This window comes from Klebsiella sp. GG_Kp146 (genome assembly GCF_040061975.1).
Lineage (GTDB): Bacteria > Pseudomonadota > Gammaproteobacteria > Enterobacterales > Enterobacteriaceae > Klebsiella > Klebsiella quasipneumoniae.
In genome coordinates this window covers 1-25,277 of sequence record NZ_JBEAHA010000041.1, presented here as the reverse complement: position 1 = coordinate 25,277, position 25,277 = coordinate 1, and the positions used below count along the sequence as shown (strand labels likewise).

Sequence of the window (25,277 nt, the reverse complement as noted above, 5' to 3'; positions counted from 1 at the left end):
TTTTTATATCACCGGAGTGATTAGAAGCGGTAACCCACGCCAGCGATCCAGGTGCCGACGTCAACGTTACGAATACGAGACTGCTCGTAGGAGAAGTCCAGGGCAACGTTTTCGATCGGGTTGAACTGCAGACCAGCACCGTAGGAGAAACCGTAGTCGCTCATATCGGATTTATTAGGGAAGTTGTTGTTCTGGAATTTACCGTAACCAACACCCACTACGCCGTAGATGCTTGCCCAGTCGTTCAGACGGTAAGCCGGACCAGCGGTGATGCCGTAGTACTGACCTTTGTTGTAAGTACCGTTGCTGTTATTATCCTTTTCGGTGTAGGTGAAGGAACCGATAACGCCCAGCGGGTTGTTATCTTGCTCGTAACGGTATTTCAGGTTGAAACCGCCAGCTTTGTTCGCTTTACCCTGCATGTCGCTCTGCGCGTAACCGCCGGTTACGGTAGAAGTTGCAGCAAATGCAGTGGTACCTACGGATGCAGCCAGAACAACGGCCAGTGCTGAAAGACGTGCAATTTTATTCATAACCACCTCAAATGTGTTTCTAATAAGTCCTAAGCCTTAAATATATCAAAAACTTTTGGGAAACTCTTTGGAGTTTACATTGTCTAACATACTTTTTCATGTAACCAAAAGTTTCCATATTTCTATAACAATATGGAAAACAAGAGTTTTTGGCGTTAACTTACAGTTTAACGCTCATTAAGAAATTCGCAAGCATCCAGATTAATCCTAATCACCTGGTGAATTTCTCAGCAACTTTCGCCATTGTACTGTTTTTGCCCCTGTTTTTTTCAACATTAGCTCAACCGCCAGCAGCTAATTCCAGTACACTGGAACTTTTACCCCTTTTGACAAAAATTGACAGGAGAAAGGATGCCCGGTCCATCCCGAAAAGCGGCGGCATGGTTGCCGATAGTGGTGATTTTAATCGCTATGACCTCGATTCAGAGCGGCGCATCGCTCGCCAAATCGCTGTTCCCGGTGGTCGGCGCCCCGGGGGTTACCGCCCTGCGCCTGGCGCTCGGGACGCTGATCCTGGTGGTGGTGTTCAAGCCCTGGCGGCTACGTTTCTCTCCGGCGCAGCGCGTGCCGCTGCTGCTGTACGGCCTGGCGCTCGGGGCGATGAACTATCTGTTTTATTTATCCCTGCAGCGTATTCCGCTCGGCGTGGCGGTGGCCCTCGAGTTTACCGGCCCGCTGGCGGTGGCGCTTTTCGGCTCGCGCCGCCCCCTGGATTTTGTCTGGGTGGCGCTGGCGATCCTCGGGCTGTGGTATCTCCTGCCGCTGGGGCAGAACGTGGCGCAGGTGGATTTAACCGGCGCGCTGTTCGCTCTCGGCGCCGGGGCCTGTTGGGCGGTCTATATTCTGACCGGCCAGCGCGCGGGCGAGGAGCATGGTCCAGCCACGGTGGCGATGGGGTCGCTTATCGCCTCGCTGGTCTTTGTCCCGTTAGGTATGGCGCAAGCCACCGATACGCTGTGGCAATGGTCGCTGCTGCCCCTGGGGCTGGGGATTGCCATTCTCTCCACCGCACTCCCCTACTCTCTGGAGATGATGGCCCTGACGCGCCTGCCGACGCGCACCTTCGGTACGCTGATGAGCCTCGAGCCGGCGCTAGCCGCCCTGTCCGGTATGATCTTCCTTGGCGAAACCCTGAACCTCTCCCAGACCCTGGCGCTGGGCGCCATTATCATCGCCTCAATGGGCGCCACGCTGACCATGCAGCGGCAGAGCAAAATCAAGCAAGTCGATATCAATTAACATTCTGTTACGGCGGCGGCCCGCGCCAGTTGCGGGCCTGCCAGCCTTCGCTAACCTTCTGATTGGACTTGTTTTTTCAAATAGCCAACCACTTTGCGCTATCGGAGTGATATGGCCTGCCGATGCCTCATACTTTAAAACCCTTGCTATACTTAGTCCCGAAGTTACCTGGGACAACGCTCCACATCATTCAGTTTTGAAGTGTGACGAGCATCAATATCAAGAGGATATGAAACGATGAGTACCGCTAAACTGGTTAAATCAAAAGCATCTAATCTGGTCTATACCCGCAACGATGTCGCTGACAGCGAAAAGAAAGCGACCATTGAGCTGTTGAATCGCCAGGTGATCCAGTTCATTGACCTGTCCCTTATCACCAAGCAGGCACACTGGAATATGCGCGGTGCGAACTTTATCGCCGTGCACGAAATGCTGGACGGTTTCCGTACTGCGCTCACTGAGCATCTGGATACCATGGCGGAGCGCGCCGTGCAGCTGGGCGGCGTCGCCCTGGGCACCACTCAGGTGATCAACAGCAAAACCCCGCTGCAGAGCTACCCACTGGATATCCATCATGTTCAGGATCACCTGAAAGCGCTGGCTGACCGCTACGCGGTAGTGGCTAACGATGTGCGCAAAGCGATCGGCGAAGCTAAAGACGAAGATACTGCAGATATCTTCACCGCCGCTTCCCGCGACCTGGATAAATTCCTGTGGTTTATTGAAGCGAATATCGAGTAAGGCTTTGCCGTCGGCCGCAGCGCGGTCGACGGCGCCTTTGCTTTTTCTACCCAGCCCTTGTTGTTTTCCCCTCCTCCTTTTTCCCTCACCCGCTGGCCTTGCACCATTTCAGGGCGTCAAATTGATGAAAATGCGCACAAAAGTAAAACAATTGTAATAATCACCTCACACAATCGTTACGGCGAGATTGTTTTCCCATCAGGGTTTGCGCTAAAAATGGGCTCGTAATTCAGCGACCTCAGGATGCACCAAAATAACGCCCCGTTATGGTGCACTCTTTGCCTGAAACGATCGATATTGTGCAACGGCTACCGCTTCGTTTGTTGAAAAACAACAGCTTGTAAAAGTGGCACGATTTTTTCATTAGGCTAGTCGTTCTCGCAGGGGATCGTCCCGTGGATATAAAAGGAAATGCTATGAAGTCTGTATTTAAAGTTTCACTGGCTGCACTGACCCTGGCTTTTGCGGTTTCTTCCCATGCCGCCAATAAGACCCTGGTTGTCGCCACCGATACGGCGTTCGTCCCGTTCGAATTTAAGCAAGGCGATAAGTATGTGGGTTTTGACGTTGACCTGTGGGCGGCCATCGCCAAAGAGCTGAAGCTCGACTACACCCTGAAGCCAATGGACTTCAGCGGCATTATCCCGGCGCTGCAAACCAAAAATATCGATCTGGCGCTGGCGGGGATCACCATTACCGACGAGCGTAAAAAAGCCATCGACTTCTCTGACGGCTACTACAAGAGCGGCCTGCTGGTGATGGTCAACGCCAATAATAACGACATCAAAGATGTGAAAGATCTGAACGGCAAAGTGGTCGCGGTGAAGAGCGGCACCGGCTCCGTTGACTACGCGAAAGCCAATATCAAAACCAAAGATCTGCGTCAGTTCCCGAATATCGATAACGCCTACATGGAGCTGGGTACCGGCCGCGCGGATGCGGTCCTGCACGATACGCCGAACATCCTCTACTTCATCAAAACCGCGGGCAACGGCAAATTCAAAGCGGTAGGTGAATCACTGGAAGCGCAAAACTACGGTATCGCCTTCCCGAAAGGCAGCGACGAGCTGCGTGAGAAAGTGAACGGTGCGCTGAAAACGCTGCGCGAGAACGGCACCTACAACGAAATTTATAAAAAATGGTTCGGCACTGAACCAAAATAATAAAAACGTACATCGCCGGGCGCAGTCCCGGCGACTTCACAACGGTCTTCCGGCACAGACGTTGCGGGAGACAGTATTTTGGCGGAGGCTTTCCTCTGCTCTCGACACGGTAACAGGAACGTATTATGCAGTTTGACTGGAGTGCCATCTGGCCCGCCATTCCGATTTTGTTGGAAGGCGCCAAAATGACGCTGTGGATTTCCGTCCTCGGCCTGGCCGGCGGCCTGATCATCGGTCTGGTGGCCGGTTTCGCCCGCTGTTTCGGCGGCTGGATCGCCAACCACATCGCGCTGGTGTTTATTGAAATCATTCGCGGCACCCCGATTGTGGTGCAGGTTATGTTCATCTACTTTGCGCTGCCGATGGCCTTTAGCGACCTGCGCATCGACCCCTTCTCCGCAGCGGTAGTGACCATCATGATTAACTCGGGCGCCTATATCGCGGAAATTACCCGCGGCGCGGTGCTCTCCATTCATAAAGGCTTCCGCGAAGCGGGCCTGGCGCTGGGCCTGTCGCGTCGCGAAACCATTCGCCACGTGATCCTGCCGCTGGCGCTGCGCCGCATGCTGCCGCCGCTGGGCAACCAGTGGATCATCAGCATCAAGGACACCTCGCTGTTCATCGTCATCGGCGTCGCCGAACTGACCCGTCAGGGACAGGAGATCATCGCCGGCAACTTCCGCGCGCTGGAAATCTGGAGCGCCGTTGCCGTGATCTACCTGATCATCACCCTGGTCCTGAGCTTTATTTTGCGTCGTCTTGAAAGAAGGATGAAAATCCTGTGATTGAATTTAAAAACGTCTCCAAGCACTTTGGCCCGACCCAGGTGCTGCACGATATCTCTCTGAAAATCAATCAGGGTGAAGTGGTGGTCATTATCGGCCCGTCCGGCTCCGGTAAATCGACGATGCTGCGCTGCATCAATAAACTGGAAGAGATCACCAGCGGCGATCTGATTGTCGATGGCCTGAAGGTCAACGATCCGAAGGTGGACGAACGTCTGATTCGTCAGGAAGCCGGGATGGTGTTCCAGCAGTTTTACCTGTTCCCGCACCTCACAGCGCTGGAAAACGTGATGTTTGGCCCGCTACGGGTACGCGGCGCCAGCAAGCAGGCGGCGGAGAAGCTGGCGAAAGATCTGCTGGCGAAAGTCGGTCTGGCAGAGCGCGCGCATCACTATCCGTCTGAACTCTCCGGTGGCCAGCAGCAGCGTGTGGCCATCGCCCGCGCGCTGGCGGTGAAGCCGAAGATGATGCTGTTTGATGAGCCCACCTCCGCGCTCGACCCGGAACTGCGTCATGAAGTGCTCAAGGTGATGCAGGATCTGGCGGAAGAGGGCATGACGATGGTGATTGTGACCCACGAAATCGGCTTTGCCGAAAAAGTGGCCTCGCGCCTGATCTTTATCGACAAGGGACGAATTGCCGAAGACGGCAACCCACAGGAGCTGGTGAACAACCCGCCAAGCCCGCGTCTGCGGGAATTCCTGCAGCACGTCGCCTGACCCACAACGGCTCTCTCCGTCGCGGAGAGAGCCGCTTTCCAGATTCCTCTTCCCTCCTCTTCCGCCATCGGCTTCTATACTTACCCGTTTACGTTGCAACGGAGGTGCCCATGCCGTGGATCCTGCTTTTGCTCGCTGCGCTGTTTATTCCCCCGCTTTCCGCCGCCGCCCTGCCCGGCGTGCCGACCGCTAATGCCGATAAAACCAGCGCCAGCGAACCCGATGTAGAACAGAAAAGAGCGGCCTATGCCGCGCTGGCCGACGTGCTGGCCAACGACTCCGCCCGCCAGGAGCTCATTGACCAGCTGCGTAAAGCGGCCGCCACGCCGCCGCCCGACAGCACCCCGACGCTGACGCCGCCGGCGGTGAAAGAAGAGACCACGGTGCTGGAGAACGTCACGCAGATCAGCCGGGAATATGGCGATGCGCTCTCATCGCGCTTCTCCCAGCTGTGGCGCAATATTACCGGCTCGCCGCATAAGCCCTTTAATCCGCAAACCTTTACCAGCGCCGCCTGGCATTTTTTACTGCTGGCCGGGCTGGTGTTTGCCTTCTGGTGGCTGGTACGCCTCGCGGCGCTGCCGCTGTATCGTAAAATGGGCGAATGGGGACGGCATAAAAACCGCGATCGCGGAAACTGGCTCCAGCTGCCGTTGACCATCGCCGGGGCGTTTATCATCGATCTGCTGCTGCTGGCGCTGACCCTGTTTATCGGTCAGCTGTTGAGCGATCGCCTGAATGGCGACAATCCTACTATCGCCTTCCAGCAGAGCCTTTTCCTCAACGCCTTCGCGCTGATCGAATTCTTTAAAGCCATCCTGCGGCTCATTTTCTGCCCGCGCATCCCGGCGCTCAGGCCCTTTAACCTCAGCGACGAGGCCGCCTCCTACTGGAGCCTGCGCCTGAGCGCCCTCAGCAGCCTGATCGGCTACGGCCTGATCGTCGCGGTGCCGATTATCTCCAACCAGGTGAATGTTCAGGTCGGCGCGCTGGCTAACGTCGTCATCATGCTGTGCATTACGCTGTGGGCGCTGTATCTGATTTTCCATAACAAAGCGGTGATTACGCAGGGGCTGATCCATCTGGCTGACCGCTCGCTCTCCTTCTTTAGCCTGTTTATCCGCGCCTTCGCTCTGATCTGGCACTGGCTGGCCTGCGCCTACTTTGTGGTGCTCTTTTTCTTTTCCCTGTTCGACCCGGGCAACAGCCTGAAATTTATGATGGGCGCCACCCTGCGCAGCCTGGCGATTATCGGCGGCGCGGCGCTGGTGTCCGGCATCCTGTCGCGCTGGATAGCCAAAACCATCACCCTCTCCCCTGCCACTCAGCGCAACTATCCTGAGCTGCAAAAGCGGCTGAACGGCTGGATCTCCGCGTCGCTGAAGGCAGCGCGTATTCTCACCGTCTGCGTCGCCATCATGCTGCTCCTGAGCGCCTGGGGGCTGTTTGACTTCCGCGAATGGCTGCACAACGATGCCGGGCAAAAAACGGTGGATGTGCTGATCCGTATCGCCCTTATCCTCTTCTTCTCCGCTATCGGCTGGACGGTGCTGGCCAGCCTGATCGAAAACCGGCTGGCCTCGGATATCCATGGCCGCCCGCTGCCCAGCGCACGGGCCCGGACGCTGCTGACGCTGTTTCGCAACGCGCTGGCGGTGGTGATCAGCACCATCACGGTGATGATTTTGCTCTCGGAGATTGGGGTCAATATCGCGCCGCTGCTGGCGGGCGCCGGGGCGTTGGGGCTGGCCATCTCGTTTGGCGCGCAAACCCTGGTCAAAGACATTATCACCGGCATTTTTATCCAGTTTGAGAACGGGATGAATACCGGCGACCTGGTCACCATCGGTCCCTTGACCGGCACGGTGGAACGGATGTCGATTCGCTCAGTGGGGGTGCGCCAGGATACCGGCGCTTATCACATTATCCCCTGGTCCTCGATCACCACCTTTGCCAACTTCGTGCGCGGCATTGGCTCGGTGGTGGCCAACTATGACGTCGACCGCCATGAGGATCTGGATAAAGCCAGTCAGGCGCTGAAGGCGGCGGTGGACGATCTGCTGGCCCAGGAGGAGATCCGCGGCCTGATCATTGGCGAACCGTCGTTCGCCGGGCTGGTGGGGCTGAGCAATACCGCCTTTACGCTGCGCGTCAACTTCACCACCCTGCCGCTGAAGCAGTGGACGGTGCGTTTTGCCCTCGACACCCAGGTGAAAAAGCACTTCGACCGCGCCGGGGTTCGCGCCCCGGTACAAACCTGGCAGCAGCTGCCGATGCCGGGCTCAGACAGCCCGGCCGCGGAGTAGCGTTAGAACGGACGGCGGCGTTTGGCGTCGTCCATAAAGCTCCAGGCGATAAAGCGGCTCTGCTTTTGCCCCTGGGCCATCTCTTTTTTCACCACTTTCACGGCCCCAACCTCGGTCAGCAGGCGGTAGAGCGGCGGCAGATTGTCGCCGCGCGACACCAGCGAGGTAAACCATTTCACCTGGCGGGCGAAGGCCTGACTTTCGCGGATCATCTGCGAGATAAAGGCCACTTCGCCTCCTTCGCACCACAGCTCCTGCTGCTGACCGCCAAAGTTAAGCCCGCTGTCGGCGCCGAGTCCGAGATTGCGGCGCTTGCGCTCACCGCCCGCCCGGGCGCTCTCTGCGGAGTCATGGAACGGCGGATTACACAGCGTGGCGTCATAGGTCTCGTTTTTGTGGATCACGCCGTGGAAGATAGCCTGGCTCTCTTTTTGCCGACGCAGACGGATCTGCCGGGTCAACCCCGGGTTGCCATTGACAATCGCCTGGGCGCTGGCGAAGGCTTCCGGACTGATTTCGCTGCCGGTAAAGCGCCAGCCGTACTCGTGAACGCCGATCAGGGGATAAATGAGGTTGGCGCCGGTGCCAATATCAAGGATCGTGGCTTGCTTCGGCACTTCGCCGCTGTCCCCGGCCAGCAGATCCGCCAGATGATGAATATAATCGGCCCGCCCGGGCACCGGCGGACAGAGAAAACCATCAGGAATGTCCCAGTGTTTGACCGCGTAGAAATGCGCCAGCAGCGCTTTATTCAACGCCTTTACCGCCTGCGGATTGGCAAAATCAATGGTCTGCTCACCCAGCGGATTGAGCGTAATGTATGCCTGCAGGTCAGGATGCGCCTGGCAGAGCGCGGGCAGGTCGTAGCGTTGATGGTGGCGGTTACGCGGGTGTAACCCCGGTTTCTGGGCTTTCATGACAATCTCCTTTGAACAGCCGCGTAAGATACCCGTTGACGGCCGCTCGGTAAATAAGGGAGTCTGGATATCTCCTTTATCCGTGACAGGTGCAGCATGTACTTTTATCAACCTTCGCAGGGCCACGGCCTGCCGCATGACCCGCTCAACGCAATAATCGGGCCTCGCCCGATAGGCTGGATCGCCTCGCAGGACGCCGAGGGCCAGCGTAATCTGGCGCCATACAGCTTTTTTAACTGCTTTAACTATCGCCCGCCGATCATTGGTTTCGCCAGCAGCGGCTGGAAAGACAGCGTGCGAAATATCGTCGAAACGAAGGAGTTCGTCTGGAACCTGGCGACGCGCCCGCTGGCCGCCGCGATGAACGAAACCTCCGCCTCGATCCCGCACCATGAGGATGAATTCGTGCGCGCCGGACTCACCGCCGCCGCCAGCCGCCTGGTCAAGACCCCCCGGGTGGCGGAGAGCCCGGTGAACTTTGAGTGCCGCCTGTCGCAATGTATTCAGCTCACCACCGCCGACGGCAACCTTGTCGATACATGGCTGGTGCTCGGCGAAGTGGTCGCCGTGCATATCGATGAATCACTGCTGGAGAACGGCATCTATCAAACCGCCCGCGCTCAGCCGATCCTGCGTGCCGGGGGGCCGAGCGCCTATTACAGTATTGATGACAGCCTGCGTTTTGACATGATCCGCCCGGATGCCCGCTAAATAATATCCCTGGCGCGGGGACCGCTACCCTGCGCCGGTTGCGGGCGAAACGCCTTGTTTTTGCATAAAAAATTCCCTACCGCGCGGGCTGGAAAGGCCTACACTTAAGCTATGTCCCATGCTGTTTATGAGGATATGCTGATGAAAATCACCTCGCTGCTGTTCGCCGCTGCGCTTGCCGCTCAGGCCGACGCGGCCTCTTCCCTGCCGCCGCCCCCCGTACTGCCCTATGACGGGCCGCTGCGTCCTGTCGGCACCGTCTCCGCCTCCGGGGCCCGCACCCTTGACGACCTGGTGGCCGCCCTCGCGGATAAGGCCCACCGTCGTGGGGCGATAGCCTGGCGGGTCAATGCCGCCAGCAGCGGTAACCGGCTGTACGGTTCAGCTATAATTTATCAATAACCTTTTTACAGGAGGCAGACAATGGCATCAGGTTGGGCAGGCGACGGCGCCGTACAGGATCAGATCGACAGCACCATTGACGATGCGGTGGCTCGCGCCCGCCGCGAGCTTCCGCACGGCGAAAGCAACAAATTTTGTGATGAATGCGGAGAGCCGATTCCGGAGGCGCGCCGACAGGCGATACCCGGGGTGAGATACTGCGTGAAGTGCCAGCAGGATAAAGATTTACATAACAATACATTTTCAGGATATAATCGTCGCGGTTCTAAGGATAGCCAGCTACGCTGACTTTCCTTTACCGTTCATGACAGCCTTTCGCATTATCTTTTCGCGCACACTTTTTGGCGATAAATGTCGCAATATGTGCCCTTAAGCGTGCCGGTCTCCCTCGCTCCGCCATCAGACAAAAAGAATGAGAAATAATTTATTAATAATCAGTAAATTATTAATCATTCAAAAAATTAGATGAAGACTGTGAATTTCCTTCGATTTTATCTCCCGCAAAAAAGCGTGATACTTATCACATCGACGGAACATCGTCCCCTGAACAGAACAACCTGCGAGAGATTAACTATGAAAAACATCAAATATGCTGCCGCTGCCATCGCTCTGACCGCCCTTTCCTTCGGCGCCTTTGCCGCCGAGCCGGTTACCCCCGCTCAGGCTGAAAGCATGAATAAGATCGGCGTGGTGTCTGCGCAAGGCGCAACCACGTTAGATGGTCTGGAAGCGAAACTGGCTGCTAAAGCCGAAGCCGCTGGCGCAACCGGCTATAGCATCACTTCCGCTAACACCAACAACAAACTGAGCGGTACCGCGGTTATCTATAAATAATCGCAGCTCAACCCTGTAAGCCACTGAATTAACCCTGAAAAGACCTTTAATACCCTTGCCTTGCCCGTCCGAGCCACCGGACGGGCTTTTTTTTATTCTGCCGAGCCAATCACCAGCAGTCGTTGACGCGGCTGAGCCCCTGCTCCAGGGTTGAGACCTCCCCGCAGGCCAGCAGACAGCAGGCAAGCTGGATCTTCAGCGAGTGGGGTACCGGTTCGACGCCGGCGACGCAGCGCTCGATCCAGCGCGCGGTCACTTCGGGATCTTTCGAGGCCGGCAGAATGACTTCCTCCGCCGCGGCCTCGGTCTGACGATCGCACAGCGCCCGCACGCCCTGGTCATCGATCAGGCTGATCTGCGGGCAGCGCTGCGGGTTGGCGTACACTTCGCCTTCGGTACCGTGCATCAGCAGCGCGCGGCCACCGGTCTCGCGAAAGAAGCTCGCCACCCTGGGAACATATTCCGGATGCGATACGCTGGAGAGACGTAACGCCTCCCCTTCGCCAAACGGCGTGGCCAGTTTGGCCAACGTATGGGCGCTGTTGCGCACGCCCATCCGCCAGCGCATCGCCAGCTGTTTCTCCAGCGGCGGGCAGAAGGCCCCCACCGGGATATATACCGGTTCATGCCCCTCCAGCTGCGCCTGAGCCTGGCCGGCATGCCGGGTAGCCGGAATGTCCAGCAGGGTAAAAATGGTCTCGGTCAGCACCCGGGTCGGATCGTGACTGACGCCGTGAACCACGACCGGAAACCCCAGCTTGTGCAGGAGCATCGCCAGCAGCGGCGTCAGGTTCGCCTGTTTGCGCGCGCCGTTGTAGCTGGGGATAACGATCGGCATCGGCTTGCCTGCCGGCGGGGTCAGGCGCAGAGTATGCTGCTGCATCGCGGCGTAAAAGCCTTTCATCTCCGCTTCGCCTTCGCCTTTGATGCGCAGGGCGATTAATATTCCCCCCAGCTCCAGCTCCGGCACCTCGCCGTTCAGCATCCGCGCGTAGAGCGCACGGGCGGTCTCTTCATCCAGGTCGCGGGCATGATTCTTACCGCGGCCCACCTCTTTTATAATTTTGCTGTACTCCATGGCTCCCCCTGTTGCGTCACGCGCCGGCGTCAACGACGTTTGCGGCCTGTCTGTTTTGCTGTCTGTTTTGCTTTACGTTTTACTATAACCTCCGGGACGCCCGGCTGCTCTATGGGAAAAACAGGTAACGCGTTCAGTAGACGCGCGCCGTAGTTTTTGGTCAACAGACGCTTATCGTAAATCACCACCTCTCCCCAGCAGTGATGGCTACGGATCAGACGCCCCACCTGCTGAATAAGATTAAAGGAGGCGCTGGGCAAACTCTGTACCTCGAAGGGATAACGATTGAGGCTTTTCAGCCATTCGCCTTCGGTGATCACTACCGGGCTGTCGATGGGCGGAAAGGCGATTTTATGGATATGCACCTGGCTTAACAGATCGCCTTTTAAATCGAGACCTTCGGCGAAGGACTGCAGGCCCACGAGCACGCTGCGCTCGCCGCTTTCCACCCGTTTGCGATGCAGCTCCACCAGCCGGTAGCGCGGCTGGTCGCCCTGCACCAGCAGCATCAGGCGCAGATCGGTCACATGCTCCAGGAAGCGATTCATTGCTCGCCCGCTGGCGAACAGCACCAGCATCCCGAGATGTTTCTTGCTCTCCACCTGCTGGCGAAAATAGGCCGCCATCTCGGCGATGTGCTGCTCTTCGTTATCCATCAGCGGTTCATAGCGCATTTGAGGAATAATAATTTTCCCCTGCTCTACGTGGTTGAACGGCGAATCCAGCGCCACGAAGCGGTCGCCCGCTTTCTCCTTCAGGCCGCTCATCTCCTGCAGGCGCGAGAAGCTGTTTAGAGAGCGCAGCGTCGCTGACGTCACCACGATATGCGGCACGCTGCGCCACAGCAGTCGTTCCAGCTGATCGCTGACGCGGATGCCGACGCAGTGGAACCAGACGTGGATCTGGCCGTCGCGCACCACCCGCGTCGCCCATTTGGTCACCGGCGCGCCAGAGGACTGCGCCAGCGACGCCAGACGCCACAGCTTGCTTTGGCTTTCAAACATGCCGAGGGCGCGGTTCATCTGCAGCAGCACCCGATGCAGGCGCACCACGTCATGGCTGCCGGTCTTTTCGCTGAGATCGTTAAGGAACAGCTCCGCCAGCCCGCGCAGCGTCTCGGTGAGCTTCGCCAGCCGCTGGCAGATCTCCATCACCTCCTGCGGCAGTTCGCCCATCGGGAAGCGATGCTCCGCTTCCTGACCGGCGGGCATATAGAGATTGAGAATATTATTCAACGACGCAATCAGCTCGAACAGCTCTTCGCAATGGCCGGCGAGCCGCTCCGCGTTGGCCAGCGGCGGCGTGGTTTTCGGGCGGAACTGCTCCATACAGGTAGCCACCAGCTTGCAGAACAGATCCAGCTGCAGGCGAAACCAGGGGGCGGTGATCTCGGCGCTCATCTCCAGCGCATCGCGGGCGACGTCCGGCAGATGATGGCCTTCGTCGAGGACCAGCAGCAGGTTTTTCGGCTCCGGCAGCACCGCCTCGCTCTCCATCGCCGCCATCACCAGCGCATGGTTGGCCACCACCACTTCCGCCTCCTGAATTTCCCGCCGCGCCACAAAGAACGGACACTCCCGATAGTAGTGGCAGTTGCGGTTCAGGCAGCTGGCCTTATCGGTGCTCAGCCGGCTCCACAGCCCATCGTCGATGGCTTTGTCGGTATGGTCGCGCAGCCCGTCCCAGCGGTAGCTGTCGAGATCCTGCTTCAGCGTCGCGCACAGCTTCTGCTCGGCCTGGTTGTTCGGGGTGAGATCGTCGTCGAGGAAGGCCAGCAGATCCTGCTGCGTCGGCTCGGTGCTGGCCAGCGCCGTCAGATTGCGCGGGCAGACGTAGCGTCCGCGACCGAAGGCGGCGGTGAAGCGCAGGTCGGGGATAATCTTGCGCAGCAGCGGCAGGTCTTTACTGTAGATTTGATCCTGCAGGGCGACGTTGGCGGTGCTGACCACCAGCGTTTTTTGTTCCTCACGGGCGATGGCAATGCCGGGGATCAGATATGACAGCGTTTTACCCACGCCGGTCGGCGCTTCGATAGCCAGATGCCGGCCCTCATCCCCGGCGAGGGTTTTCGCCACATCAGCGATCATCTGCCGCTGCGGGGGGCGGGGAATAAAGTCCGGGATCTGTTCCTGAAGCGCCTTATACCAGGCGGCGATTTGCGCTTTCAGCGCAGCGGTCAAAGCCATGAGAAAACCTGAATACTGTATAAACAGCCACTATTGTGCCATTTTTGCCCGCCCGGAGGTATTGCTTTCTGCTCAGTGTGGAAGCGTGCTCGACAAATAGTGTAATGGAAAGAAAAAGGCCCGCCGCCGCGTAGCGGACAGACGGGCCTGAGCCGTGCTTAACCGCATTCTCGCGGTCCGGGCATCAGCCTGTTATTCGCCAGCCGGTTTACGCGGGCGACGGCGGCGCGGCGGTTTGCCGTCCTGAGTGCGCGCTTTCGGCGCCTCGCCGTCCTGACGACGCGGGGCGCTGCTCTGGCTGCGCGGCTGTCCGCTGCGCCCCTGGCCCTGGCCGCCGCGTCCCTGACCCTGACCACGACCGCCGCCGCGCTGCTGGCGACCGTTCTGGATAGGCTCGGCTTTAATGGACGGATCCGGCTCATAGCCGGCAATCGCGATGCGCGGGATCTCTTTCTTCAGCAGGCGCTCGATATCGCGCAGCAGCTTGTGCTCATCCACACACACCAGCGACAAGGCTTCGCCGGTTGCCGCGGCGCGACCGGTACGGCCGATACGGTGGACATAATCTTCCGGCACGTTCGGCAGCTCGTAGTTCACCACGTGCGGCAGCTCTTCGATATCCAGACCGCGGGCGGCGATATCGGTCGCCACCAGCACGCGAATGCCGCCGGATTTAAAGTCGGCCAGCGCGCGGGTACGCGCCCCCTGGCTCTTGTTGCCATGGATCGCCGCGCTGCGGATGCCGTCTTTGTTGAGCTGCTCCGCGAGGTGGTTGGCGCCATGCTTGGTGCGGGTAAAGACCAGCACCTGCTGCCAGTTGCCTTCGCCGATAAGCTGCGACAGCAGCTCGCGCTTACGGTTTTTGTCAACAAAATGGACGTGCTGGGTGATCTGCTCGGAGGCCGTGTTGCGACGCGCCACTTCCACTTCCAGCGGGTTGTGCAGCAGTTTCTCAGCCAGGCCTTTGATCTCGTCGGAGAAGGTCGCCGAGAACAGCAGGTTCTGCCGACGCGGCGGCAGTTTAGCCAGTACGCGGCGGATGTCATGGATAAAGCCCATATCCAGCATGCGGTCCGCTTCATCCAGTACGAGGATTTCCACTTTATCGAGGCTGACGGCGTTCTGGTGTTCCAGGTCCAGCAGACGGCCCGGGGTGGCGACGAGGATATCGACGCCGCCGCGCAGCTTCATCATCTGCGGGTTGATGCTCACGCCGCCGAACACCACCAGCGAGCGAACATTCAGATATTTGCTGTAATCCCGCACGTTCTCGCCCACCTGCGCCGCCAGCTCGCGGGTCGGGGTCAGGATCAGCGCGCGCACCGGACGACGACCCTTCGCGTGCGGCTCGTTCTGGATCAGGCGCTGCAGCAGCGGCAGAGTAAAGCCCGCCGTTTTACCGGTGCCGGTCTGGGCGCTGGCCATCAGGTCGCGGCCCTGCAGTACCGCCGGGATCGCCTGCTGCTGGATAGGGGTCGGCTCAACGTAGCCCTGCTCAGCGACAGCGCGCAGGATATCGGGATTCAGGCCAAGGGAATCAAAAGACATAACAACTCCGAACCGCCCCGGCCCGGTGAAGGGCGTAGTTTTCAGGGAGATTATTGCGATAAGAGATGGCAAAAACCACAATGCCATGAAGGGGCGCAGTCTAGCAGATTTTGTGACAGGCCGCATAAAATCTGCAAAAGAATGCCGCGCCTGGCTGGCGGGGGGAAGAAGGCCGCTGAGGGCGCTCAGCGGCCAGGCGGGTCGCCGCAGCGCGGTTAACGCAGACGATACTTAATTTTTTCAACGATCTTCGCGGTGGAGATGCCGTAGCGATCGTGGAATTCGCGCCCCGGAAGATCTGCTGGCCTGCGATCTGATCCATTCCGACAGCACCTTAATTAACTGGAGCAACTGGCTGTCGTGGCACAAGGTCCGCGGCTGGCACAAAAACTTTATCTTTAATTTCGACCGGTCGTACATGAGCATCGAGGCGGCCCGGATGGGGATGGGGTTGATCCTGGAAAGCAATCTGCTGGCCGGCGGCCACGTGCGTCAGGGGCAGCTGACGCCGGTGTTTGCCGACGAGCGGAGTATGCCGGTCGGCGCGCACCACTTCGTCCTTCCCCACGCCAATGAACAGAAGGAAAAGGTCCAGCGCTTCTTCGCCTGGGTCGCCGGGGAGCTACAGGAAGACGGTTTTCATATTTAGTCCCGGCAAGTGGACAAACCGCCAGTCGGCGCCTAAAGTTAATCAATCGATTGATTAACTTTTTCAGAGCGCGATGACCAGTAAAGGCGAACAGGCAAAAAGCCAGCTTATCGCGGCCGCTATCGCCCAGTTTGGCGAGTACGGCCAGCATGCCACCACCCGCGATATTGCCGCCCAGGCCGGGCAGAATATCGCGGCTATCACCTACTATTTTGGCTCGAAAGACGACCTGTATCTCGCCTGCGGCCAGTGGATCGCCGATTTTATCGGTGACAATTTTCGCCCGCACGCCGAAGCGGCGGAGGCCCTGCTCGCCGGAGAGTCGCCGGATCGCCAGGCGATCCGCGCCCTCATCCTCAGCGCATGCCATAACATGATCCTGCTGCTGACCCAGGATGATACGGTCAACTTGAGCAAATTTATTTCCCGGGAACAGCTGGCGCCCACCGCCGCGTACCATCTGATCCACCAGCAGGTGATCGCCCCCCTGCACCACTATCTCACCCGGCTGATCGCCGCCTGGACGGGTCGCGATGCCGGTGATACGCAAATGATCCTTCATACCCACGCCCTGCTGGGCGAGGTGCTCGCTTTCCGTCTCGGGCGTGAAACCATCCTGCTGCGCACCGGCTGGACGCAGTTTGACGCGCAAAAAACCGAACAGATTTTTGAGGTCATTACCTGTCATATCGATTTCATCCTGCATGGGTTATCGCAAAGGAGTTTGGGCTGATGAAAAAACCCGTCGTTGTCATTCTGCTGATCGTGATTCTTCTCGCCGCGCTGGGCGGCGGCTGGTGGTGGTACCAGAGCAGCCGGCAGCAGCCGCTGACTCTGTATGGCAATGTCGATATCCGCACCGTCAATATGAGCTTCCGCGTCGGCGGCAGACTGGCCTCGCTGACCGTCGACGAAGGCGACAGCATCCGCGCCGGGCAAACCCTCGGCGAGCTTGACCGTGCCCCCTATGAAAACGCCCTGCTGCAGGCGCAGGCCAACGTCTCCACCGCCCAGGCGCAGTATGACCTGATGATGGCCGGCTACCGCTCGGAAGAGATTGCCCAGGCCGCGGCGGCAGTGAATCAGGCGCAGGCCGCTTACGACTACGCGCAAAACTTTTATCAGCGCCAGCTGGGTTTACGCGCCAGTAGCGCCATTTCCGCCAACGATCTGGAGAACGCCCGCTCCTCGCGCGACCAGGCGCAGGCAACGCTAAAGTCAGCGCAGGATAAACTACGTCAATACCGCGCCGGCAATCGTCCACAGGAGATAGCCCAGGCCAAAGCCAGCCTCGAACAGGCGCAGGCGGCGCTGGCCCAGGCTAAACTGGACCTGCACGATACCGTGCTGACCGCCCCTTCCGACGGCACGCTGATGACCCGCGCCGTCGAGCCCGGCACCATGCTCAACGCCGGCGGCACCGTGCTAACCCTCTCCCTGACCCATCCAGTATGGGTCCGCGCCTACGTTGACGAGAAAAACCTCGGCCAGGCACAGCCGGGACAAGCAGTGCTGCTCTATACCGACAGCCGGCCGGATAAACCCTATCACGGCAAAATCGGCTTTGTCTCGCCGAGCGCTGAGTTCACGCCGAAGACTGTCGAGACACCGGACCTGCGCACCGATCTGGTCTACCGTCTGCGCATCGTGGTAAACGACGCCGACGGCGCGCTGCGCCAGGGGATGCCGGTGACCGTCTCCTTTGACAACGGGAACGGACATGAGTGAGGCCGTCATCGCCTTAAACGGCCTGAGCCGCCGTTTCCCCGGGATGGACAGGCCAGCGGTGGCCCCGCTGACCTGTACGATCCGCGCCGGCTACGTCACGGGGCTGGTAGGCCCCGACGGCGCAGGGAAAACCACTCTGATGCGGATGCTCGCCGGGTTGCTCAAGCCTGATGAAGGCAGCGCCAGGGTGATTGGCTTTGACCCGCTGAAAGACGACAGCGCTCTGCACGCGGTGCTCGGCTATATGCCGCAGAAGTTCGGCCTGTATGAAGATCTGACGGTGATGGAAAACCTCACCCTGTACGCCGATCTGCGCAGCGTCACCGGCGAGGCGCGGAAAAAAATTTTCGACCGCCTGCTGGAATTCACCGCCCTTGGCCCGTTCACCGGGCGGCTGGCGGGCAAGCTCTCCGGGGGCATGAAGCAAAAGCTGGGGCTCGCCTGTACCCTGGTGGGTGACCCGAAGGTGCTGCTGCTGGATGAGCCCGGCGTCGGCGTCGACCCGATCTCCCGCCGCGAGCTATGGCAGATGGTGCACGAGCTGGCCGGCGACGGCATGCTGATCCTGTGGAGCACCTCTTATCTCGATGAAGCCGAGCAGTGTCGCGATGTGCTGCTGATGAACGAAGGCAAACTGCTCTATCAAGGGGAGCCGACGGCCCTGACGCAAACCATGGCCGGGCGCAGCTTTCTGGTCTCCAGCCCGCAGGAGAACAACCGCCGCCTGCTGCAGCGGGCGCTGAAGCTGCCGCAGGTTAGCGACGGCGTGATTCAGGGCAAATCGGTGCGTCTGATCCTGAAAAAGGAGGCGCGCATCGATGAGGTTCAGCAACATGACGATATGCCGTCGCTGCAGGTGACCGACACCGCGCCGCGCTTTGAAGACGCCTTTATCGACCTGCTCGGCGGCGCCGGGACCGCCGAATCGCCGCTGGGGGCGATTATCCATCGCGTTGACGGCAGCAAAGACGAAACGGTGATTGAGGCGCAGTCGCTGACTAAAAAATTTGGCGATTTCGCCGCCACCGACCACGTCGATTTCCAGGTCAAGCGCGGCGAGATCTTCGGCCTGCTCGGCCCCAACGGCGCAGGGAAATCCACCACCTTCAAAATGATGTGCGGCCTGCTGGTGCCCACCTCCGGCAAAGCGCTGGTGCTGGGGATGGATCTCAAGGTCAGCTCCGGCAAGGCGCGTCAGCATCTGGGCTATATGGCGCAAAAATTTTCGCTGTACGGCAACCTCAGCGTCGAGCAGAACCTGCGCTTTTTCTCAGGGGTCTACGGCCTGCGTGGCCGGGCGCAAAATGACAAAATTGCCCGCATGAGCGATGCCTTCGGTCTGAACAGCATCGCCCGCCACGCCGCCGACGAGCTGCCGCTCGGCTATAAGCAGCGGCTGGCGCTGGCCTGCTCCTTGATGCATGAACCCGACATTCTTTTTCTCGACGAACCCACCTCCGGGGTCGATCCCCTCACCCGTCGCGAGTTCTGGCTGCATATCAACAGTATGGTGGATAAAGGCGTGACGGTGATGGTCACCACTCACTTTATGGATGAGGCGGAGTATTGCGACCGCATTGGGCTGGTCTATCACGGCAAGCTTATCGCCAGCGGCACCCCGGACGCACTGAAGGCCCAGGCGGCGGATGACAACCAGACGGACCCGACCATGGAGCAGGCGTTTATTACCCTGATTAACCGTTGGGATAAGGAGAATGGCCATGAGCAGTAATCTCCTCTCCTGGCGGCGGGTCCGCGCCCTGTGCGTCAAAGAGACCCGGCAGATCGTCCGCGATCCCAGCAGCTGGCTGATTGCGGTGGTGATCCCTCTGCTGCTGCTGTTTATCTTCGGCTACGGCATTAATCTCGACTCCAGTAAGCTGCGGGTGGGGGTTCTGCTGGAGCAGCAGAGCGAAGAGGCGCTGGACTTCGTCCATACCATGACCGGCTCGCCTTATATCGACGCCACCGTCAGTGACAATCGCCAGCGGCTAATTGAGCTGATGCAGGCCGGTCGCATCCGCGCGATGGTGGTTATTCCGGTGGACTTCGACCGCCAGATGGCCCGCCCCGGCGCCACTGCGCCGCTCCAGCTCATCACCGACGGCAGCGAGCCCAATACCGCTAACTTCGCCCAGGGCTACGTGGAGGGTATCTGGCAGATCTGGCAGCAGCAGCGGGCGGAAGACCGCGGCGAGACCTTTGAACCGCTGATCGACGTGCAGATGCGCTACTGGTTTAACCCGGCGGCCATCAGCCAGCACTTTATTATCCCCGGGGCGATCACCATTATCATGACCGTGGTCGGCGCGATACTGACCTCGCTGGTGGTGGCCCGCGAATGGGAGCGCGGCACCATGGAGGCGCTGCTGTCGACGGAGATCACCCGCGCTGAACTGCTGCTGTGCAAGCTCATCCCCTATTACTTCCTCGGCATGCTGGCAATGCTGCTGTGTATGCTGGTGTCGGTGTTTATTCTCGGCGTGCCCTATCGCGGTTCGCTGCCGATCCTGTTTGTCATCACCAGTCTGTTTTTGCTCAGTACCCTGGGGATGGGACTGCTGATCTCGACGATCACCCGCAACCAGTTTAACGCCGCGCAGGTGGCGCTGAACGCCGCCTTTTTACCGTCGATAATGCTGTCCGGGTTTATTTTCCAGATAGACAGCATGCCGGCGGTGATCCGCGCGGTGACCTATGTGATCCCGGCGCGTTATTTCGTCAACACCCTGCAAAGCCTGTTTCTGGCGGGCAATATTCCGGTGGTGCTGCTGGTGAATGTGCTGTTTTTGATTGCTTCGGCGGTGATGTTTATCGGCCTGACGTGGCTGAAAACCAAACGGCGTCTGGATTAGGTTTTGCCCGGTGGCGCTGCGCTGACCGGGCCTACGGTTTAACCAACATCGATTATACGGTTCGCCGAACCCGTACGCCGGGCGAACGCAGTACCGCCCGGCGTTGTTGAATGGGCCAAAGGAGCTAATATGTTTCACCGTTTATGGACATTGATCCGCAAAGAGCTGCAGTCGCTGCTGCGCGAACCGCAGACGCGGGCGATTTTAATCATGCCGGTGCTGATTCAGGTGCTGCTGTTTCCCTTTGCCGCGACGCTGGAGGTGACCAACGCCACCATCGCCATCTATAACGAGGACAGCGGTCGCCACGCGGTGGAACTCACTCAGCGCTTTGCCCGCGCCAAAGCCTTTACCCACGTCCTGCTGCTGAAAAGCCCGCAGGCGATCCAGCCGACCATCGATGAACAAAAAGCCCTGCTGGTGGTGCGCTTCCCGGCGGATTTCTCACGCAACCTCGACAACTATCAAACCGCCCCGCTGCAGCTCCTGCTCGACGGGCGCAACTCCAACAGCGCGCAAATCGCCGCCAACTATCTGCAGCAGGTCGTGAAAAATTACCAGCAGGAACTGCTGGAGGACAAAGCGAAGCCGAACAATAGCGAACTGGTGGTGCGCAACTGGTATAACCCGAATCTCGACTACAAGTGGTTCGTGGTGCCGTCGCTCATCGCCATGATCACCACCATCGGGGTGATGATCGTCACCTCGCTGTCGGTGGCCCGCGAGCGCGAGCAGGGCACCCTCGATCAGCTGCTGGTCTCGCCTCTCGCCACCTGGCAAATCTTTGTCGGTAAAGCGGTGCCGGCGCTGATCGTCGCCACCCTGCAGGCGACTATCGTGCTGGCGATTGGTATCTGGGCCTATCAGATCCCGTTTGCCGGCTCGCTGCTGCTGTTCTATTTCACCATGGTGATTTACGGTCTATCGCTGGTGGGCTTTGGCTTATTGATCTCATCGCTGTGCGCCACGCAGCAGCAGGCGTTTATCGGCGTGTTCGTCTTTATGATGCCGGCGATTCTTCTCTCCGGCTACGTTTCACCGGTGGAAAACATGCCGCAGTGGCTGCAGGATCTGACGTGGATAAACCCGATCCGCCACTTTACCGATATCACCAAGCAAATTTATCTGAAGGATGCGAGTCTGGAGATTGTGTGGGGAAGTTTGTGGCCGCTACTGGTCATAGCGGCCACCACCGGCTCAGCGGCGTATGCGATGTTCCGAAGAAAGATTGCGTAATTTTTTATCTTTCGCCAGCAGCGAGACCACCGCCGGGCCTGCCAGTATCACCAGCCCGGCGAGGGCCAGCAGCAGGTTGTTGTGCAGCACGCGCGACAGCAGCCACAGCGCTATCATGGCGGCGCCGAAGTACCAGGTGGTGGTGAGCTCCTCAAGGAAGTCTCCCACATCGCGCCAGCGCGCCTCGTGATGACGCTGCAGAAACAGCATCGCCAGCAGCGTGACGCTGTAGAGGACGCACAGCCCTAATCCGACGCGCACCAGCGCGCCGCTCATCCATCCCATCACCAGCACTGCCACGACCAGTAGATGCAACATAATCTGCCAGCAACTAAGACCTGTTGCGACGCGTACACGTTGTTGCCACTTCATGGCTTCTCTCCTGAAGGATTTTTCTCTGCTACTCAGAGTACCGCACTTTACGGAAAATTCCGTAACACCGCATCTTTTTGTGACGTCTACTACACTATTTTATTCAGGAAAGTGACATTTACTGGAGAATTATGGCTGAGCCAACGTCGGGATTTTCGTTGAACGTGCTGACAATTAACACCCATAAAGGCTTTACGGCGTTTAATCGGCGTTTTATTTTGCCCGAGCTGCGCGAAGCCGTTCGCAGCGTCAGCGCTGACATAGTTTGCCTGCAGGAAGTGATGGGCGCTCACGAAGTTCACCCGCTGCATATCGAAAACTGGCCAGATACGACCCATTACGAATTTCTCGCCGACACCATGTGGAGCGACTACGCCTATGGGCGCAACGCGGTCTATCCGGAAGGTCACCATGGCAATGCCGTGCTGTCGCGCTTCCCGATTGAATACTATGAGAATCGCGATATCTCGGTCGGCAACGGGGAGAAACGCGGCCTGCTGTACTGCCGCATCGTGCCGCCTCAGAGCGGCGTCACGATTCACGTCATTTGCGTCCATCTCGGACTGCGTGCCGACCAGCGGCAGGCGCAGCTGGGGATGCTGACGGAATGGGTCAACACCCTGCCCGCCGGCGAGCCGGTGGTGGTGGCCGGGGATTTTAACGACTGGCGTCAGCAGGCTAACCAGCCGTTAAAAGCCCAGGCGGGGCTGGAAGAGATTTTTACCCGCGCCCGCGGACGCCCGGCGCGCACCTTTCCGGTCAGTTTTCCGCTGCTGCGCCTCGATCGCATTTACGTCAAGAACGCCCACGCCAGCCGCCCGAAGGCGCTGGCCCTCAAACAGTGGCGGCATCTGTCCGATCATGCACCCCTTAGCGTGGAGATTCATTTGTGAAATGTCGTTGGCAGGAAGGCAACCGCATTACGCTACTGGAGAACGGCGACCAGTACTATCCGGCGCTGTTTGCGGCCATCGGTCGCGCCAGCCGGCGGGTGATCCTCGAATCCTTTATCTGGTTTGAAGATGAGGTCGGCCGACAGCTGCACGCGGTTCTGCTGAAGGCCGCCCGCCGCGGCATCCAGGTGGAAGTGCTGCTTGACGGCTACGGCTCGCCGGATCTTAGCGATGAGTTTGTCGGCGAACTGACCGCCGCCGGGGTGATTTTCCGCTATTACGACCCGCGCCCTAAGCTGATGGGAATGCGCACTAACCTGTTCCGTCGCATGCACCGTAAAATCGTGGTGATCGACGACACCACCGCCTTTGTCGGCGGCATCAACTACTCCGCCGAACATATGAGCGACTATGGCCCGGAGGCGAAGCAGGATTACACGGTCCAGGTTGAGGGGCCGGTGGTGCTCGATATTCTGCAGTTCGAACTGGAGAATCTGCCCAACAGCGAAACCGCCCGCCGCTGGTGGCGCCGTCGTCGCCATCAGCCGGAGATCAACCAGACCCCCGGCGAGGCGCAGGCGCTGTTCGTCTGGCGCGATAATCAGGATCACCGCGACGATATCGAACGCCACTACCTGAAGATGCTGACCAGCGCCCGCCGGGAGGTGATAATCGCGAACGCCTATTTTTTCCCCGGCTACCGTCTGCTGCATGCGATGCGCAATGCCGCGCGGCGCGGGGTGCGGGTGAAGCTGATCGTCCAGGGCGAACCGGATATTCCAATTGTGAAATTTGGCGCCCACCTGCTCTATCACTACCTCGTCAAAGGCGGCGTGCAGATCTACGAATATCGCCGCCGTCCGCTGCATGGCAAAGTCGCCCTGGCGGACGACCACTGGGCCACCGTCGGGTCGAGCAACCTGGACCCGCTCAGCCTGTCGCTGAATCTGGAAGCCAATCTGATCATCCACGACAGGGTGTTTAACCAGACGCTGCGCGATAACCTTAACGGGCTTATCGCCCGGGATTGCCAGCGGATCGATAAAGCAATGCTGCCGAAACGCAACTGGTGGCGGCTGGGGGTGAGCGTGATGGCCTTCCACTTTCTGCGCCACTTTCCGGCGTGGGTCGGCTGGCTGCCGGCCCATACTCCGCGGCTGGCCAGGGTTAGCCCGCCGGTGCAACCGGAAATTGAAACGCAGGATCGCGTCGAGTCACCTACCAGGGATAATCCACTATGAGCAAATCGCACCCGCGCTGGCGGATGGCAAAAAGAGTGCTGACCGTGCTCTTTTTTATCGCCGTGACCGTCCTGCTGGTGATTTACGCGCAGAAGGTCGACTGGCAGGAAGTGTGGAAGGTGATCCGCGGCTACGATCGGCTGGCCTTGTTCAGCGCCATTGCGCTGGTCATCGTCAGCTATCTGATCTACGGCTGCTACGATCTGCTTGGCCGCGCCTGGTGCGGACACAAGCTGGCGAAACGCCAGGTAATGCTGGTGTCGTTTATCTGCTATGCCTTCAACCTGACCCTCAGCACCTGGGTCGGCGGCATCGGCATGCGCTACCGGCTGTACTCCCGGCTGGGGCTGAACAATAGCACCATCACCCGTATTTTTTCCTTAAGCATCACCACCAACTGGCTGGGCTATATCCTGCTCGGTGGGGTGATCTTTACGGCGGATCTGGTGAAGCTGCCGTCGCACTGGTACATCAGCCAGACCACCCTGCGGATTATCGGCGGAGCGATGCTATTTCTCACGCTGTGCTATCTCTTCGGCTGCGCGTTCGCCAAACGCCGTCACCTGACGATCAAAGGCCAGCGGCTGGTGCTGCCCTCCTGGCGATTCGCGCTGCTGCAGATGGGGGTCTCGGCGGCGAACTGGATGGCGATGGGGGCGATCATCTGGCTGCTGTTGGGCAGCGAGATTAACTATTTCCTGGTATTGGGAGTACTGCTGGTGAGCAGTATCGCCGGGGTGATTATCCACATCCCGGCCGGGATTGGCGTGCTGGAGGCGGTGTTTATCGCCATGCTCTCCGGGGAAGAGATTTCGAAGGGGGCGATCATCGCCGCCCTCCTCGCCTGGCGCGCGCTCTATTATTTCCTGCCGCTGCTGCTGGCGACGGTGGCCTATCTGCTGCTGGAGAGTCGGGCGAAAAAGCTGCGGCAAAAGAACCAGCGCAAGCTGGCCCGCGAGTGAAATCGCCCGGCGGCGCTGCGCTTGCGCGGGCCTACGAGGTGTGAGCCTGTGAGAGGGTCCTCCAGGCCGGGTAAGGCACAGCCGTCATCCGGCAACTTCACGGGTACTGCGCCTGGCGTCTCGCCCGGCGGCGCTGCGCTTGCGCGGGCCTACGGGGTGTGAGCCTGTGAGAGGAACTT

The 25,277-nt window shown here is 59.2% G+C and carries 24 protein-coding genes and 1 pseudogene; 19 read left to right on the top strand and 6 right to left on the bottom strand.

Translation table 11 applies throughout. The features are described from left to right. Window positions 1–20: 20 nt before the first annotated feature. Window positions 21–533 carry an outer membrane protein OmpX gene (ompX, locus tag ABLU95_RS23605; RefSeq protein ID WP_004886207.1) on the bottom strand — a complete coding sequence of 171 codons (513 nt, stop codon included), beginning with the start codon at window positions 531–533 and terminating at the stop codon, window positions 21–23. 351 nt (window positions 534–884) lie between these two features. Here ompX and rhtA point away from each other — a divergent pair, with 351 nt between their 5' ends. The 6 genes from rhtA (at window position 885) to ybiO (ending at window position 7,486) form a co-directional block, all read left to right on the top strand. Next, complete coding sequence (gene rhtA / locus ABLU95_RS23600; protein WP_023288946.1) at window positions 885–1,772, top strand: threonine/homoserine exporter RhtA; 888 nt, start codon at window positions 885–887, stop codon at window positions 1,770–1,772. Window positions 1,773–2,009: 237 nt separating this feature from the next. Beyond that, window positions 2,010–2,513, top strand: a complete 504-nt coding sequence (gene dps, locus ABLU95_RS23595; protein WP_004886200.1) for a DNA starvation/stationary phase protection protein Dps — start codon at window positions 2,010–2,012, stop codon at window positions 2,511–2,513. Between the two features lie 416 nt (window positions 2,514–2,929). After that, a complete protein-coding gene (gene glnH, locus ABLU95_RS23590; protein WP_004886198.1) occupies window positions 2,930–3,676 on the top strand; it encodes a glutamine ABC transporter substrate-binding protein GlnH in 747 nt (248 codons plus the stop codon). Window positions 3,677–3,801: 125 nt separating this feature from the next. Beyond that, window positions 3,802–4,461, top strand: a complete 660-nt coding sequence (gene glnP / locus ABLU95_RS23585; protein ID WP_002895837.1) for a glutamine ABC transporter permease GlnP — start codon at window positions 3,802–3,804, stop codon at window positions 4,459–4,461. Continuing rightward, window positions 4,458–5,180, top strand: coding sequence for a glutamine ABC transporter ATP-binding protein GlnQ (gene glnQ / locus ABLU95_RS23580; RefSeq protein WP_004212183.1), 723 nt, complete (start codon window positions 4,458–4,460; stop codon window positions 5,178–5,180). Before glnP ends, glnQ begins: the two co-directional genes overlap by 4 nt. Window positions 5,181–5,290: 110 nt before the next feature. Next, on the top strand, window positions 5,291–7,486 hold the full coding sequence (ybiO, locus tag ABLU95_RS23575; protein WP_348880437.1) for a mechanosensitive channel protein: 2,196 nt from the start codon (window positions 5,291–5,293) through the stop codon (window positions 7,484–7,486). Window positions 7,487–7,488: 2 nt separating this feature from the next. Here the strand turns inward: ybiO and rlmF are convergent, their stop codons facing one another. Then, a complete protein-coding gene (gene rlmF / locus ABLU95_RS23570; RefSeq protein ID WP_023288944.1) occupies window positions 7,489–8,403 on the bottom strand; it encodes a 23S rRNA (adenine(1618)-N(6))-methyltransferase RlmF in 915 nt (304 codons plus the stop codon). Between the two features lie 96 nt (window positions 8,404–8,499). On the opposite strand from rlmF, the gene ABLU95_RS23565 reads away from it, so the two are divergent. The 4 genes from ABLU95_RS23565 to ybiJ all read left to right on the top strand — a co-directional run bounded on the left by ABLU95_RS23565 (window position 8,500) and on the right by ybiJ (window position 10,350). After that, window positions 8,500–9,114, top strand: coding sequence for a flavin reductase family protein (locus ABLU95_RS23565; RefSeq protein ID WP_348880436.1), 615 nt, complete (start codon window positions 8,500–8,502; stop codon window positions 9,112–9,114). Between the two features lie 141 nt (window positions 9,115–9,255). Further along, window positions 9,256–9,516 (top strand): DUF1471 domain-containing protein, encoded by a 261-nt coding sequence (locus ABLU95_RS23560; protein WP_032455234.1) that lies wholly within the window; start codon window positions 9,256–9,258, stop codon window positions 9,514–9,516. A 21-nt stretch (window positions 9,517–9,537) separates the two neighbouring features. After that, the gene (locus ABLU95_RS23555; protein ID WP_085550622.1) at window positions 9,538–9,804 is read left to right on the top strand and encodes a DksA/TraR family C4-type zinc finger protein; all 267 of its coding nucleotides are present in this window, start codon (window positions 9,538–9,540) and stop codon (window positions 9,802–9,804) included. A gap of 285 nt (window positions 9,805–10,089) precedes the next feature. Then, the gene (gene ybiJ, locus ABLU95_RS23550) at window positions 10,090–10,350 is read left to right on the top strand and encodes a DUF1471 family protein YbiJ (RefSeq protein ID WP_004176772.1); all 261 of its coding nucleotides are present in this window, start codon (window positions 10,090–10,092) and stop codon (window positions 10,348–10,350) included. 109 nt (window positions 10,351–10,459) lie between these two features. Here ybiJ and ybiB read toward each other — a convergent pair whose 3' ends face one another. From ybiB to rhlE, 3 genes are all read right to left on the bottom strand, one after another. Next, complete coding sequence (gene ybiB / locus ABLU95_RS23545; protein ID WP_032455217.1) at window positions 10,460–11,428, bottom strand: DNA-binding protein YbiB; 969 nt, start codon at window positions 11,426–11,428, stop codon at window positions 10,460–10,462. Window positions 11,429–11,457: 29 nt separating this feature from the next. Beyond that, on the bottom strand, window positions 11,458–13,614 hold the full coding sequence (dinG, locus tag ABLU95_RS23540; RefSeq protein WP_048334490.1) for an ATP-dependent DNA helicase DinG: 2,157 nt from the start codon (window positions 13,612–13,614) through the stop codon (window positions 11,458–11,460). A 192-nt stretch (window positions 13,615–13,806) separates the two neighbouring features. Continuing rightward, on the bottom strand, window positions 13,807–15,162 hold the full coding sequence (gene rhlE, locus ABLU95_RS23535) for an ATP-dependent RNA helicase RhlE (RefSeq protein WP_044521817.1): 1,356 nt from the start codon (window positions 15,160–15,162) through the stop codon (window positions 13,807–13,809). 292 nt (window positions 15,163–15,454) lie between these two features. Here rhlE and ABLU95_RS23530 point away from each other — a divergent pair. The 6 genes and pseudogenes from ABLU95_RS23530 to ABLU95_RS23505 all read left to right on the top strand — a co-directional run. Further along, window positions 15,455–15,811, top strand: a pseudogene (locus ABLU95_RS23530) (LysR substrate-binding domain-containing protein); the annotation flags it as partial. Between the two features lie 73 nt (window positions 15,812–15,884). After that, entirely contained in the window at window positions 15,885–16,544 is a 660-nt protein-coding gene (gene cecR, locus ABLU95_RS23525) for a transcriptional regulator CecR (RefSeq protein ID WP_023288932.1), read from the top strand. After that, on the top strand, window positions 16,544–17,539 hold the full coding sequence (gene hlyD, locus ABLU95_RS23520; protein WP_072421342.1) for a secretion protein HlyD: 996 nt from the start codon (window positions 16,544–16,546) through the stop codon (window positions 17,537–17,539). The genes cecR and hlyD overlap by 1 nt, the downstream gene beginning before the upstream one ends. After that, window positions 17,532–19,271 (top strand): ATP-binding cassette domain-containing protein, encoded by a 1,740-nt coding sequence (locus ABLU95_RS23515; protein ID WP_023288930.1) that lies wholly within the window; start codon window positions 17,532–17,534, stop codon window positions 19,269–19,271. The genes hlyD and ABLU95_RS23515 overlap by 8 nt, the downstream gene beginning before the upstream one ends. Then, the gene (locus ABLU95_RS23510) at window positions 19,261–20,394 is read left to right on the top strand and encodes an ABC transporter permease (RefSeq protein ID WP_023288929.1); all 1,134 of its coding nucleotides are present in this window, start codon (window positions 19,261–19,263) and stop codon (window positions 20,392–20,394) included. Before ABLU95_RS23515 ends, ABLU95_RS23510 begins: the two co-directional genes overlap by 11 nt. A gap of 129 nt (window positions 20,395–20,523) precedes the next feature. After that, complete coding sequence (locus ABLU95_RS23505) at window positions 20,524–21,630, top strand: ABC transporter permease (RefSeq protein ID WP_023288928.1); 1,107 nt, start codon at window positions 20,524–20,526, stop codon at window positions 21,628–21,630. Here ABLU95_RS23505 and ABLU95_RS23500 read toward each other — a convergent pair. After that, complete coding sequence (locus ABLU95_RS23500; protein WP_012542390.1) at window positions 21,592–22,002, bottom strand: YbhQ family protein; 411 nt, start codon at window positions 22,000–22,002, stop codon at window positions 21,592–21,594. The genes ABLU95_RS23505 and ABLU95_RS23500 overlap by 39 nt on opposite strands. Before the next feature lie 131 nt (window positions 22,003–22,133). Here ABLU95_RS23500 and ABLU95_RS23495 point away from each other — a divergent pair, with 131 nt between their 5' ends. The 3 genes from ABLU95_RS23495 to ABLU95_RS23485 are packed head-to-tail and all read left to right on the top strand — an operon-like array spanning window position 22,134 to window position 25,098. Beyond that, complete coding sequence (locus ABLU95_RS23495) at window positions 22,134–22,895, top strand: endonuclease/exonuclease/phosphatase family protein (protein ID WP_023288927.1); 762 nt, start codon at window positions 22,134–22,136, stop codon at window positions 22,893–22,895. Next, entirely contained in the window at window positions 22,892–24,136 is a 1,245-nt protein-coding gene (gene clsB, locus ABLU95_RS23490) for a cardiolipin synthase ClsB (protein WP_023288926.1), read from the top strand. The genes ABLU95_RS23495 and clsB overlap by 4 nt, the downstream gene beginning before the upstream one ends. Then, on the top strand, window positions 24,133–25,098 hold the full coding sequence (locus ABLU95_RS23485) for a lysylphosphatidylglycerol synthase domain-containing protein (protein WP_348880435.1): 966 nt from the start codon (window positions 24,133–24,135) through the stop codon (window positions 25,096–25,098). Before clsB ends, ABLU95_RS23485 begins: the two co-directional genes overlap by 4 nt. Window positions 25,099–25,277: the final 179 nt, after the last annotated feature.